At 42.9% G+C, this 14,189-nt stretch carries 7 protein-coding genes and 4 tRNA genes; 1 reads left to right on the top strand and 10 read right to left on the bottom strand.

The genetic code is table 11. The features are described 5' to 3' along the window. Window positions 1–76: 76 nt before the first annotated feature. From tig to P6910_RS11060, 5 genes are all read right to left on the bottom strand, one after another. Window positions 77–1,435 carry a trigger factor gene (gene tig / locus P6910_RS11080; RefSeq protein WP_317146307.1) on the bottom strand — a complete coding sequence of 453 codons (1,359 nt, stop codon included), beginning with the start codon at window positions 1,433–1,435 and terminating at the stop codon, window positions 77–79. A gap of 230 nt (window positions 1,436–1,665) precedes the next feature. After that, window positions 1,666–1,750, bottom strand: a tRNA-Leu gene (locus P6910_RS11075). Window positions 1,751–1,819: 69 nt separating this feature from the next. Further along, window positions 1,820–1,895 (bottom strand) — tRNA-His (locus tag P6910_RS11070). 33 nt (window positions 1,896–1,928) lie between these two features. Beyond that, a tRNA-Arg gene (locus tag P6910_RS11065) sits at window positions 1,929–2,005 on the bottom strand. A 52-nt stretch (window positions 2,006–2,057) separates the two neighbouring features. Beyond that, a tRNA-Pro gene (locus tag P6910_RS11060) sits at window positions 2,058–2,134 on the bottom strand. Between the two features lie 359 nt (window positions 2,135–2,493). Between P6910_RS11060 and folD the strand changes: the two genes are divergently transcribed. Further along, on the top strand, window positions 2,494–3,348 hold the full coding sequence (gene folD / locus P6910_RS11055) for a bifunctional methylenetetrahydrofolate dehydrogenase/methenyltetrahydrofolate cyclohydrolase FolD (RefSeq protein WP_317146537.1): 855 nt from the start codon (window positions 2,494–2,496) through the stop codon (window positions 3,346–3,348). Window positions 3,349–3,439: 91 nt separating this feature from the next. On the opposite strand, the gene P6910_RS11050 is transcribed toward folD, so the two are convergent. The 5 genes from P6910_RS11050 to P6910_RS11030 form a co-directional block, all read right to left on the bottom strand. Continuing rightward, a complete protein-coding gene (locus tag P6910_RS11050) occupies window positions 3,440–4,543 on the bottom strand; it encodes a hypothetical protein (RefSeq protein WP_317146306.1) in 1,104 nt (367 codons plus the stop codon). 157 nt (window positions 4,544–4,700) lie between these two features. Continuing rightward, a complete protein-coding gene (locus P6910_RS11045) occupies window positions 4,701–5,804 on the bottom strand; it encodes a hypothetical protein (RefSeq protein ID WP_317146305.1) in 1,104 nt (367 codons plus the stop codon). Between the two features lie 165 nt (window positions 5,805–5,969). Further along, window positions 5,970–7,097: a hypothetical protein gene (locus P6910_RS11040; protein WP_317146304.1), complete on the bottom strand. Its 1,128-nt coding sequence runs from the start codon at window positions 7,095–7,097 to the stop codon at window positions 5,970–5,972. Window positions 7,098–7,308: 211 nt separating this feature from the next. Then, a complete protein-coding gene (locus P6910_RS11035) occupies window positions 7,309–10,350 on the bottom strand; it encodes a death domain-containing protein (RefSeq protein WP_317146303.1) in 3,042 nt (1,013 codons plus the stop codon). 373 nt (window positions 10,351–10,723) lie between these two features. Next, window positions 10,724–13,960: a hypothetical protein gene (locus P6910_RS11030; protein ID WP_317146302.1), complete on the bottom strand. Its 3,237-nt coding sequence runs from the start codon at window positions 13,958–13,960 to the stop codon at window positions 10,724–10,726. Window positions 13,961–14,189: the final 229 nt, after the last annotated feature.

Raw genomic sequence — 14,189 nt, 5'->3', positions numbered from 1 at the left:
TACAGTGACTAACATTATCGACGCACACAAGGCGTTAATACGGCAGCGCGCGTCAAAACCTTAGACAACGCCCTGATCAGGCCAGCTCTTCATCAGAAGCTTCGGCTTCTTCAGCAGGAGCAGCTGGCTTGATTGCATCCTGGTAGCTGCATTCGCTATCAGAAACCTTGGCTGCTTCCAGAACAGTATCCACTACCTGCTCTTCCAGAACAACATACTTCACTTCAGAGAGTTGCTCTTCGTTGCTGTAGTACCAGTCGATAACCTGCTGTGGCGTTTGGTAAGCAGAGGCCATTTCTTCAATCATGGCGCGAACGCGATCGTCGTCAACCTTGATTTCGCGCTGCTTGACGATTTCACCAATCAGCAGCCCCAGAGCTACACGTTTCCTGGCATCTTTTTCGAACAGTTCAGCAGGCAACTGCTTAGGATCGAAACCACCCTGAGCACCACCAAAGCGTTGAAGAGCCTGTTCACGCATGCGGTCGATTTCCTGGGCTACCAGTGGCGAAGGAACCTCAACCTCGTGAGTGGTCAGCAGACCGTCCATTACCTGGTTCTTAACCTTGCTCTTTATAGCCTGACGCAATTCACGCTCCATATTTTTGCGAACTTCAGTGCGGAAAGCTTCTTCGCCACCCTCAGCTACGCCGAAGCGCTCAAAGAATGCTTCATCAAGTTCTGGCAGAGTGGCAGCCTGAACCTGGTGTACTTTACAAGCAAACTTAACAGCCTGCCCCTTCAGCTCTTCAGCGTGATAGTCTTCCGGGAAGGTCAGTTCCAGCGTTTTCTCTTCACCGACTGATACACCTACCAGACCGTCTTCAAAGCCCGGAATCATCTGGCCAGAGCCCAGTTCCAGAGTAGCATTCTCTGCCTTGCCGCCGTCAAACTCTTCGCCGTCTTTCTCTCCTGAAGCAAAGGAACCCACGTAATCAAATACGATCTGGTCACCCAGTTCAGCAGCACGCTCTACACCTTCAAAGGTTTTGCTCTGAGCACGCAGAGTTTCTACCATTTCATCGATGTCAGCATCGGAAACTTCAGCGACCGGGCGCTCAACTTCAACCCCTGCGAAGTCACCCACTTCAATCTCCGGGTAAACTTCGAAGATGGCTACGAATTCAAAATCCTTGCCTTCCTCGTCATTCTTGGGCTCAACACGGGGCGCACCTGCAGGATTCAAGTTTTCCTGGGTTACCGCCTCTACAAACGCCTGTTGCATCTGCTCACCAAGCACTTCCTGACGTGCACCCAGGCCATAGCGACGCTTAACGACCTTCATAGGCACTTTGCCGGGGCGGAAACCATCCAGGCGAACACGACGAGACAGATCCTGCAGTCGCTTGTTGATTTCCCCATCGATCTTGTCAGCGGGAATTGTAATTGTCAGGCGACGCTCCAGACCGGAAGTCGTTTCTACGGAGACTTGCATTTGCGTTCCTCAATAAAACCTGAGTTGCAGTACGTATGAAACAAAGGCGCATAGACTAGCAAAAGTACTTATAGGTTGCACCCCGGATCATACAAACAGACCCCCACCCCTCTCACGCCTCACCAGCAAGCTGGGACTGCGGACTAGCTGCAGAGAGAATGTCCGACTCAAACAGGCTATTTTTCCTATACAAAAACGGGGATAAGCATGCTTATCCCCGTATCGTTTACTGGTGCGGATGGAGAGACTCGAACTCTCACGCCTCGCGGCACTGGAACCTAAATCCAGCGTGTCTACCAATTCCACCACATCCGCTTACAGCACTTTACCGATGCTGCTTAACTCTTAACAAACCAAATATCGGGCTAAACCCTTTTTTCAAACTGGGGTGGACGATGGGGTTCGAACCCACGACCACCGGAATCACAATCCGGGGCTCTACCAACTGAGCTACGCCCACCAGTAACAACCGACTCATCGAGACAGTTAATTATGGCGCGCCCGGCAGGATTCGAACCTGCGACCATCCGCTTAGAAGGCGGATGCTCTATCCAGCTGAGCTACGGGCGCATCATAAGTTATCACTCGTCTAAATTCTAAACATTTCAACCAGTGATTAATCTGGTCGGGGTAGAGAGATTCGAACTCCCGACATCCTGCTCCCAAAGCAGGCGCGCTACCAGACTGCGCTATACCCCGAGTCATGGATAACTTTCTGTTAATCCAGAGTGCTGTTCGTTGCAGCGCGGCGAATATTACCCAGAACAGAGTGCCTCGTCAACGTCGATTTAATTCAATCATTTGAGCCATCAACGACTTGCCGGACTTGAGATCCGCCTCGCTTCCAACGACGACTAATCTAACACAGGGGTACCAGACTGACCAGACTCGAAACACTCATTTTTTCAGACGAAATCAATCACCTAGGTCATTCGGCACTCCAAGAGAACTCTAGCTAATACCTATAAGTATGTTCGACCTATTCAATTCATGAACAATGAAGAACTTCCATGATAAAATGGGCAACTCGTCCGCTTAACAGGCATCCACCAAAAACCATGACCGCTAGAATCATTGACGGCAAGGCCATTGCCGCAAAACTGAAAGATTCCATTGCTGAACGCGTCAAACAACGGATTGAACAGGGACTCAGGGTACCGGGTCTTGCTGTCATTCTGCTGGGTGACGATCCTGCCTCCCAGGTATATGTAGGCAAAAAAAGAAGTGACTGTGAACGTGTTGGCTTTCACTCTGTTTCTCATGACCTGCCTGCCTCTTCCAGCGAAGCAGACCTTTTGGGTCTTATTGACCAGCTGAATGAGGACCCGGCTATCGATGGAATCCTGGTTCAACTGCCACTGCCAGATCACATCAACTGCGACCCTGTATTAGAACGCATTCGTCCTGACAAAGATGTAGATGGTTTTCATCCTTATAATATTGGCCGTCTGGTTCAACGCATCCCAATGCTGCGCCCCTGCACACCAAAAGGTGTTATGACCCTGCTGGAAAGTACCGGTGAAGCCATTCGCGGCAAAAATGCGGTAATCGTTGGCGCATCCAACATCGTTGGCCGCCCCATGACCATGGAATTACTGCTGGCAGGCTGCACAACAACAACAGCTCATCGCTTTACCCACGACCTCGAAGAGGTTGTAGGAGGAGCAGAGATTCTGGTGGTTGCTGTTGGCAAACCCGGACTGGTCAAAGGTGAATGGGTTAAAGAAGGCGCAATAGTCATCGACATCGGCATTAACCGTATGGACGACGGTCGACTGGTAGGTGATATCGAATTCGAAACGGCACAGCAGAGAGCCAGTTGGATCACACCTGTACCAGGCGGTGTGGGTCCGATGACCGTGGCCACTCTGCTGGAAAACACACTTTACGCAGCGGAACACCTTCACGACTGACCGCACAACGTTCGAAAAGCTCCGTTAAACAGGCCGGAGCTTCTTTACTCTCTATCAATGTCCTTATTTCGCACTTCGCTTTTAACTCGCATCAGGCACCCGAACCAGATGTGTACAGTGAAAGGCTATGATCTTTTGTCAGGAGAAACATTTTGGCTATGCGCTTGAGTTCTTTCTTTGATCTGAACCTTTCTGCAACGCTTACCGGAAAGTCCAGGCTTTTAAAAGAAAGCCCGTAAAGACTCATATCCCTGGTATCTACAACTACTGACATTGGACGATCTGTGGTGTCACCAACAAACAACTGTTTTATGGGAATGCCTTTCGAAGATACAAAATCGATCAAGCTCAAAAAACCGTTTTCAATACCTAAATATTGATACCAGCCACCGACAATATGACACTCAAGGCTTCTCATTTGTTGTTGATCACAAAACTTGTAAATATCTGACAGGTGTTCATATGAAAAATCTTCAGCCCCAAAATGACCAAGTAGCACTTTACTTTGAGACCTGTCAAAAAGAGCAAGACAAATGCAGGGGGCAAGAGCTGTAGTAAATATATATCGCGGCGAACCATCTGTGAAGCCCAAATCATCCATACTGACTCTTAACATAGAAGTATCAGCATCCCTTAATGCCTGGGGATTATAAAAAGGGGTAAAAGGCTTTGTTTCAAGAAGCATTTCCTGCCCATACAAAGTATGAACGTAGGCCTCAGGAGCAACCTTGAACTCTGCAATTAATTGTTTAGCCTTACAGCCTTTCCGAACAACAGGAATCAACCTTTCCGCTCTGATTATTTCAGGGATCTCTGTACCATCGAATACATATCCGATTAAAGCATGATAGTCACCATATTTAAAATAGTTATCCTGATTGACATTATTTTTTTTAGTCAAATCAAAAATAAGGCTATCTTTATTAATGTCAACAGCAATTCCTTTTTTTCCTGAAACAATATCTTGAATCTGTTTGAATAGATGACTTCTACGATCATCATCAGGAGAGTATTTTCTTAAACTGATAGGAGTTTGCTGATATTCCCTCCCCCCCTGATCACCACGGGAGATTACAGGCTCCACACTCGCAACAGAATACCCCTGATGTGTTACCTGTTCTTTTACTTGGTTATTTGAAGTGTGTTCTATAGAAGTAAAAAGACGGTTTGCATCCAAACCTACTTTTGGGTCCACAATAAAATTCCTTCAACTACTCAGTTACTTTAGCGACTTAATTTCGGCAGTCGTTCACGCTCGTTACAAACAATTGTGTAACAATGTCTGACATATGTTTTTCACCCTCAGCGTGCCACTAAGGGTGCCCTTTCGCCCGTTTCAGTTTCAATTCACATCAGGAATCCAAACCAGCTGTCAATAATGAAAGACTGTGATTTTTTGTTATGAGAGGCATCGTTGCCATATGCCTGAAATTTTCCTTTGTTAAATCCATTTCATAGCAGCTTACTGGAAAATCAAGTTCACAAAAAGGAAGCTTATACAAGCTCATGTCTCTGGTATCTATGACTATAGATTTTGGGCGTTCTTTGGTATCTCCTACAAACATCTGGTTTATGGGTACACCTTTTGAAGATATATAATCGATCAAAGTTAAAAAGCCGTTTTTCTGACCTAGATAATTATATTTTCCGCCTACAATGTGACACTCAAGGCTTTTCATTTTTTGCTCATCACAAAAATCAAAGATTTCTGATAGATTTTTGGGTGAAAAATTTGTTCCACCAAAGTGACAAAGTACCACTTTATTTTGAGATTTATCAAAAAAAGCGACACAAATGCAGGGTTGAAGACCTGTAGTAAAAATGTAACGTGGCGAGCCATCGCTAAACCCCACATCAAACGTATCAACCCTCAGCATCGAAGTATTAACGTCATTTAAAGCCTGAGAATTATAAAAAGGCGCAATAGGTAGTGTTTTAAGAGGCGTCTCTTCTCCATATAGAGTATGGACATAGGCAGTAGGAAAATGCTTAAACTCTAAAATCATTTGTTTTTTACTATCCCCTTCCTGAACAACAGGAATTAGTCTTTCAGCTCTAATTAAATCAGGAATATCTGTGCCATCGAATAGATGTCCTAATATAGCATGATACCCTGCACCTTTAAAAAAGCCATCCTGATCCTCATTGATTTTTTCAGTGAAATCAAAAGCAAGCCTTCCTTTATTGACGACAACAGGGATTCCGCTTTTTTCTAAAAAAACATCTTGTATGTGTTTAAAGACTTGTTTTCCGGGGTAATCATAAGCAGAGTATTTTCTTAAACTGATAGGAGTTTGCTGACAGGCACTCATCCAATAGGAACCAGACGAAACCAGAGGCATAACACTCGCAACAGTATGCCCCTGATTTTTTCCCTGTTCTTTTATTTGGTTTTTTGAAGCATGATCTAAGGAAGCAAACACACAGCTTCCATCCAAGCCTGTTCCTGGGTCCATAATATAATTCCTCAATCTTAAATCACTCAGTTATTTTAGAGACTTTATTTCGAGTATCGTTCACCTTTATTACTAACAACATTGCCAGAAAGACTGACAATAACCTCCAGTCTTTTACCATTACTGTGTCACGAAAGCTGGCCTTTTCACTCGTTTCAGTTTAAATCAGGCATCCAAACCAGCCGTAAATAATGAAAGGCTATGATTCTTCGTTATGAGAGGCATCTTTGCTATACGCCTAAGTTTCTTTTTTGATACATACATGTCGTGGCCGCTTGCAGGAAAAGCAAGATCACTAAAAGGAAGCCCATACAAACTCATGTCCCTGGTGTCTATAACTACCGATTTTGGACGGTCTTTACTATCACCGACAAACATCTGTTTTATGGGAACGCCTTTTGCGGATATAAAGTCAATTAAATCTAAAAAACCGTATTTCTGACCTAAATATCTACATTCTCCACAAAAAATATGGCATTCAAGGCTTTTCATTTTCTGCTCATCACAAAAATCAAAAACTCCTGAAAGATTTTCAGGTAAAAAATCTGTACCAGTGAAGTGACTAAACAGCACTTTATTCTGGGATTTATCAAAAAAAGCGACACAAATGCAGGGGTAAATCTCTGTAGTAAAAATGTATCGTGGCGAGCCATCTGTGAACCCTATATCAGACATATCCAGCCTTAACATAGAAGTATCTACATCGTTTAATGCTTCAGGATTATAAAAGGGCGTAATAGATAGTGTTTTAAGTGGCGTCTCTTCTCCATAAAGAGTATGCACGTAGGCCTCAGGAAAATGCTTAAACTCTAAAATTAATTGATTTTTACTAGAACCTTTAAGAACAATAGGAATTAGCCTTTCAGCTCTGATTAAATCAGGGATATCTGTACCATCGAAGGCACTTGAGATTAAATAATGATATTCACCAGCTTCTAAATCCGCATCCTGTTCTTCATTGATTTTTTTAGTCAAATCAAAAACAAGTCTATCTTTATTGAATCCAACAGTGATTCCATATTTCTTTGAAATAACATCTTGAATATGTTTAAAGACATGACTTACAGGACGATCATAAGCGGAGAATTTTCTTAACCTGATAGATGTTTGCTGACAAGCACTCACCCCTGATAAATCAGAGCCGACTAAAGGCACCACACTGGCCAGGGTATGACTCTGATAGGTTACCCGCTCTTTTGCCTGGTTATTTGGACAATTATCTGTAGCAGTAAAGAAACCACTACCCTCCATATTTACATTTGAGTGCATTATATAATCCCTTAATTCTTTCATCTCACGTTAACTTGGAGTCTCAACTTTGATATTTGTTCAATAGTCTTACTAACAACTTCGAAAGAAATCCTAACAAAAGCATTCAGATTGATTATCAGTTATGCCGTTTAACCCCATGTTCTGAAGACTGTTGCAAAATTTCAACAACTCGTTCCCAGGCTACGAGCTACAGAGCCAAAAAGCATGGGAACAAGCTGAAAAGACAATAGTTTCAAAGACCATAACGATCCATTATCTCGCGCTTGAGATCATTTCGTTTTATTTTTTCAAGAACAAGCAGTAAGTCTTTAAAAGTAAGTTCAACTTTCCTTTTTTTCCATCGTTCCAGCATTTCCATTGCCTTTCCATCATCTTCATCGATATCATCATCAATACTCCTTAGGTTGTGATTATTAAAAACCCCCGTTTGTCTGGCAAAATTCTTCCAATCTTTGCCTAGTTTAAGACCAATATTCAGCAATTCTCCCAGTGGTAAAGGAGCTTTCATAATTACCGCCTGTGGAGTACCTGTTTTAAATGGATGATACCGCGGATGTTTCGATACATACTCAGCGGCTTGCGTTAACGGAAAAAATTCGTGATTAACTTCCCAAGACAATTGATCAGATAATTCTCTAGGTACCATACCAAAGATCAAAAACATATTACGAATGAATTCGTCTCTTTCTTCTGGCTCACTAAGCTCCAATGCCTCAATAAGCTTTTTTCTGGCTTTAAAGGTAAAATCTCTCAAAAGCTCAAGTTGCTTACCGGGTAGCTTTTCAGCAAAATGAACATGTTCAGGAAACATAGTGCTTAAACGATGCGATAACATTGATCTTATAAGAACCAAAGCAGTAAACATAGCTCTAACATCTTCATATTCTGATGATCCATCGACAGAAACATTTAATGCCAGGCTTTGAAGTGTTTGATGACTAGCCATTTCAAGCAAATTATTTTTGTTAGATGGTGTAATAAAAGAATATTGACCTCGGTTCGCATAGCCCCACATAACAATGTCAAACCCTCGACCATAAATAACCGGAAAACCAAAATTATACTTAGCATAAACATCTCTGGCTAATTTATTTAACATTTCTATTGTTTTAAATCCCGACGGAACAGTTTCTCTTTGTAGAAGATGACCTGTTTTTTTAAAAAGCTGATAAATAGAATTAATTAGCACCGCTTTCTTTTCGCGAACTAACCCTGAATAAAAAACCTGGTCTGAGTCATCAGATATCAAAAGATTATTACCCACCAGGGAGGTCAGCAATTCGTTTTTGAATTGCACCAACGCAACTTCGCCCATATACACATTTCTATATAATGCAATCGCTTTAATAATTCTCGTCACCTCGAGATGCTCTTCGACTCCCTGCGATATTGCCAACTCAACAACATATAAAATAAGATCATAAAGTGACACGTTATTCTCTACAAAACGAATCCATTTCGAATGAAAATCACTAAGAGCATTTTTGTCTAAAAAAAAACTATGAGTTAAAAGATTATAAATTTCTGGAAAAATATAGTGATGATTAGCGTGAAAAAGATTTGCTCTCCGCCTATCATTTAATTTCAAACTTTTGAACCATTGGAACACCTCGATTGCTGAAGTATCAGCATCTTTTGTTCCTGACACCGGTATTTCTCTATCTTGTCTTATGGCAAGAGGCTGTTCTTCAGTCGACCCCTGTTCTACCACATTGATTTCTGACGCTGGTATTTTCCTTACGGTTCCTGCTAAAGGAAGCAGTTTTTTAGTCGGTTCCTGCTCAAGTACACTGGATTCACGATCCAGACATTCTTTACATTTATTGAAAGCTAATACCGGTTTATTACAATTTTGGCATAACCCAGTGTTTGAAAATCTACCTGACCCATCGTCGCCCCCACTCCCATTTCCACCTCGGCTGCCTCGACTTTCACGACCATTGTCTTGTTTAAACTGGGTATTGGCGGGCGAGGTTTCACTAAGGTCGGCCATTTGTTTTTCAGCCTCACTACTTCCCCCGGAGTGGCTGGTCCCGGTAGGGACATGGCCCGGAAAAACGGTCACGCTGCGTAATTGTTTGGGACTTAAAATAAACTCGTGCTGTGCATAACGACGGTAGTCTTCTGTTTGTAACGGCTGTGCCGAGTGACTGCTCAAGTAATGGTCAAATGCAGCTTTCGGATTATCGGGATTTCTGGACAATGCCAGAAAAAACCCTGAACTCCTTTCAAGATTTGCACCCCTTATCTTATTCCAAAGTTCCTGCGAAATAATGATCGCCTGTTCATTCCAACCCCGCTTGATTTTGAGCACAATCCTGGTATCCCAAATTTGTTTTTTTACGGTCTGCCCGTCGGCGACAGGCACCAGGATCATTCTACTGACCGGCTGACTCGTTAATTCATAAGAGTAAAGGGGAGCCATCCCATTTCCTGGCTTTTTCTTGAATAAATCATCTAAATCATCACCACCACCAAAACCGCCACCACCTGAGCTTATGTAAGGCTCGCTGTTATCCGCAGTCTCAGAGGTTCCGGGTATTGCAAAAGGCCCACTGAAACGGCTGCTGCCGTCAGGCTTACCAGGCCCATTTTGTACAGGTTGTTTATTACGGTAAAAAATATCGACAAATGATGCTTTTTTGCTATCAGATGCGTTGCTGCCCGATGACGACTTTAAAGCAGCGTTTTCTGAAAGAATACCGCTACATTCCGGTTCTATAACCCATCCATTATCATTGTCTTCGATGGCCAGAACCAAAGACTGATTACCTGCCGGTAAACGCCATCTGGCGGAGTACTCATGCTGCTGAAAACCACTGTCTGGTATCGATGCGACCCGTCTCATTCTCCCATTTTGTATATCCGTCATACCCTGACCCGTTACGGGCTTTTTAATTACAGGAGGGGAAGGAAAATGCCCTGTCGACAATGCGGGAGGCGTCCTGAAACAAAAATTAAACAGGTCGCCCGGTTGGCTATCGAGGATGATGTAAAGCTGATTGTTCTCCAGTTCAGAAACTGCATTACCGCTCTCTGCAAGCGTCTTGCGATCATAAGTAAGAAGGAGGGGCGGATTGTTCCCTATAAACGATAGTTTGTTAATCTCCCCCAATGCCTCACCCCGCTTCTCAGTGTCTTTGGAGGAACTCCCCCAATCTGACCAGCTCAACAGGCTGGTATAAGTAGAACTGTGACCAGCAAGCGGCAAAATGACAGACAGGATGAATAACAGAAACAGGCGGGTCATAGCGAGAAGCCTTGCCGTTTTCATAATGGGATTTGCCTACAAACTTTATTGAGGAGGGATAACAATAGACCTTATTTTTGGAGTTTTTTATTTTTTCTCACCTATTCTGATATTTCTCGGAAAAACTTTTAAAATTCGCAGCCAAACTACTATAATCGCCGCCATCACTCTGTCCCTAAACTAACAAAATCAATGGACATGGGGCAGGTGTTGCTTAGTTGAGCGCTTTGGCAGCTCCTGAATCAATCAAATCAGGCTGCTGCGGATTCGAGAATGGGATCTCCTGCTACATCGGTAAAAATCGGAAGCAGCAGAAGATTATTATATCCGGTCGATTAGTCAAATACAGGAATACCCATTTTACTTCTCTTGGAAACCAGATAAAAAGTCAACAGTTTCAAAAATTATAACGATCTACTACGTCGGTTATAAGATCATATCGTCCGATTAGTGCAAAAACATCCAGTAAGTCATTGAAGGTAATCCCAACTTTCATTCTTTTCCATTTTTCCATCATTGCCCTTGCCTTAGCATCAAACCCAACGTTAGCTTTATCAATCTCTCTTATATGTTTTTCATTAAGAACACCGGTATTTTTGGCAAATTTTTGCCAATCAATGCCTATTTTAAAACCAATATTCATGAGTTCCTCTAGTGCTAAGGTAGAGTACAAAGTTACAGGCTGTGGTGTGCTTCTTTTAACAAATGAGTAACAATCGATATCTAGTCCAGAACAAACATCCAGAGTTTGCGCTGTATCAGACTGCAAAGTTGGAGGCTGTAGCGTGCTTATTTCTGATTCCTGAGACTGTGGATATGCGGCTGCATGTGCAACGGCTTGTGTTAACGGAACAGGTTCGGGATCCGACGATTCATCAAACAACTCATCCGATAGCTCCTTGGGAACCATACCAAAAATCATAAACATACTACGTATAAATTTGTCTTTTTTTTCTGATCCAGCCTGTTCCAGAACCTTAACAAGCGCTTCATGGGCTTTAATGCTAAAAGCGCTTAAAAGCTCGAGTTGCTCACTGGGTAAATCTTTCGTAAAACTGGCATGTTCAGGGAACATATCATTTGAACGTTGTCCGTGCATTGATCCTATAAGAACAAAAGAGGTAAGCATAGCTTCAACATGGCCAAAATCCAAATATTCATTGGCAGTAACTCCTAATGCCAGCATATGAAGTGATTGACTAATGATTCCACTTATAAAATCTCTGTTATATGGAGTAATAAAAGAATATTCACCACTACTCCCACAGCCCCACATAAGAATCCCTGGTGTATCCTCATATTCCATTTCCAGATCCGGAAGACCAAAACCATACTTAGCATAAACATCTCTGGCAAATTTATTTAGCATTGATATTGTAATTAATCTCGATGGAAATATTTCACTCTGTAGCGGACGACTCGTTTTTTCAAATATCTGATAAATATTATTAATTAACTCTGATTTTTCCTGGCGACCTAACTCTGGATAAAAAACTTTACCTGGGTCATCAGAAGCGAAAAAATCATTTCTCGTTAAGTAGTTCAGCAATTCGTTTCTGAATTGTTTCAAACCGATTTCGTTCTCAAAGTCATCCCTGTAAACAGCAAGTACTTTAACAATTCTTGCCACCTCAACGTAATCTTCAATTCCCTGGGATTTTGCCAATTCCCCGACTTCTGAAATAAGGTGATAAAGAGATAGACTGCCATTTAAAAACTTAACCCATTTCGAATGAAATTTACGTAGCGTATTTTTATCTGACATAAAACTTTGAGTTAAAAGTCTATAAAGCTCTGGGAACTTATAGTAATCATTAATGCGAAAACAATCTTCTCTCTGACTTTCATTTGATTCCAACGTTTTGAACCATTGAAATACCTGGATTGATGAAGTATCAGCATCCTTTGTTCCTGATACAGGTACTTCCCTATTTTGACTTATTGCAGGAAGCAGTTCTTCAGTCGATTCCAGCTCAACAGCACTGGCTCCTAACACTGGCTTTCCTTCATATTGACTTATTGCAGGAAGCAGTTCTTCAGTCGATTCCAGCTCAACGATACTGGCTCCTGACACTGGCTTTCCTTCATATTGCCTTATTGCAGGAAGCAGTTCTTCAGTCGGTTCCTGCTCAAGTACACTAGATTCACGATCCAGACATTCTTTGCATTTATCGAAAGCCAGTACCGGTTTATTACAATTTTGGCATAACCCACTGTCTGGTGATCCATCTGACCCATCGTCTCCTCCACTCCCACTTCTACCTCTGTTGCCTTGATCTTGACGACCATCGCCACTTTGAAACTGTGTATTGGCAGGCGGAGTCCTATTAACGTCACCCTTTTGATTTCCAGCCTGACTGGTTCCGCTTCCTCCAGAATGGCCTATCCCTGTAGGAACAGAGCCCGGAAAAACGGTCACGCTGTGTAATTGTTTGGGGCTTAAAATAAACTCTTGCCGTGCATAACGACGGTAGTCTTCTGTTTGTAACGATTGTGCCGGGTGACTGCTCAGGTAATGATAAAATGCAGCTTCCGGATTATCAGGATTTCTGGACAATGCCAGAAAAAGCCCTGAACTCCTTTCAAGATTTACCCCCCTTATCTTATTCCAAAGTTCCTGCGAAATAATGATCGCATGCTCATTCCAACCCCGCTTGATTTTGAGCACAATCCGGGTATCCCAAATCTGTTTTTTTACGGTCTGCCCGAATGCGTCAGGAACAGGCACCAGGATCATTCTACTGACCGGCTCACTCGTTAATTCGAAAGAGTAAAGGGGAGCCATCCCATTTCCTGGCTTTTTCTTGAATAAATCGTCTAAATCATTGCCACCACCAAAACCGCCACCACCAGAGCTTATGTAGGGTTCGCTGTTATCCGCAGTATCAGAGGCTCCTGGTATTGCAGAAGGCCCACTGAAACGGCTGCTGCCGTCAGGCTTATCAGGCCCATGTTTTACAGTCTGTTTATTAAGGTAAAAAATATCGACAAATGATGCTTTTTTACTATCGGATGTGTTGCTGCCCGATGACGACTTTAAAGCAGCGCTTTCTGAAAAAATACCGCTACATTCCGGTTCTATAACCCATCCATTATCATTGTCTTCGATGGCCAGAACCAAAGACTGATTACCTGCTGGTAAACGCCATCTGGCGGAGTACTCATACTGCTGAAAACCACTGTCTGGTGTCGATGCGACCCGTCTCATTCTCCCATTTTGTATATCCGCCATACCCTGACCCGTTACGGGCTTTTTAATTACAGGAGGGGAGGGAAAATGTCCTGTCGACAATGCGGGAGGCGTCCTGAAACAAAAATTAAACAGGTCGCCCGGTTGGCTATCGAGGATGATGTAAAGCTGCTTGTTATCCAGTTCAGAAACTGCTTTACCGCTCTCTGCAAGCGTCTTGAGATCATAAGTAAGAAGGAGGGGTGGATTGTTCCCTATAAACGATAGTTTGTTAATCTCCCCCGATGCTTCACCCCGCTTCTCAGTGTCTTTCGAGAAACTCCCCCAATCTGGCCAGCTCAACAGGCTGGTATAAGCAGAACTGTGACCAGCGAGCGGCAAAATGACAGACAGGATGAATAACAGAAACAGGCGGATCATAGCGAGAAGCCTTGCCGTTTTCATAATGGGATTTGCCTACAAATTTTATTGAGGAGGGATAACAATAGACCTTATATTTGAAGTTGTTTTGTTTATTCCCACCTGTTCTGATATTTCTCGGAAAAACTTTTAAAATTCGCAGCTAAGCTACTATAAACGTCGCCACCACTCTGTCCTTAAACTAAAAAAATCAATGGGCATAAGCCTTACGCCTACTGCGCCACGTGTTGACAACTCTGCCTACCCTGGAGAA

It is taken from the genome of Endozoicomonas sp. 8E (genome assembly GCF_032883915.1).
Classification (GTDB): domain Bacteria; phylum Pseudomonadota; class Gammaproteobacteria; order Pseudomonadales; family Endozoicomonadaceae; genus Endozoicomonas_A.
Note: the sequence above shows the minus strand (reverse complement) of the source record. Positions and strands in the feature narration are given on the sequence as shown.

What these genes read in the sequence shown, in the direction of transcription:
- tig (WP_317146307.1), bottom strand. Translation starts at nt 1,435, where the DNA reads ATGCAAGTCTCCGTAGAAACGACTTCCGGTCTGGAGCGTCGCCTGACA.
- P6910_RS11030 (WP_317146302.1), bottom strand. Translation starts at nt 13,960, where the DNA reads ATGAAAACGGCAAGGCTTCTCGCTATGATCCGCCTGTTTCTGTTATTC.
- P6910_RS11045 (WP_317146305.1), bottom strand. Translation starts at nt 5,804, where the DNA reads ATGGACCCAGGAACAGGCTTGGATGGAAGCTGTGTGTTTGCTTCCTTA.
- P6910_RS11035 (WP_317146303.1), bottom strand. Translation starts at nt 10,350, where the DNA reads ATGAAAACGGCAAGGCTTCTCGCTATGACCCGCCTGTTTCTGTTATTC.
- P6910_RS11040 (WP_317146304.1), bottom strand. Translation starts at nt 7,097, where the DNA reads ATGAAAGAATTAAGGGATTATATAATGCACTCAAATGTAAATATGGAG.
- folD (WP_317146537.1), top strand. Translation starts at nt 2,494, where the DNA reads ATGACCGCTAGAATCATTGACGGCAAGGCCATTGCCGCAAAACTGAAA.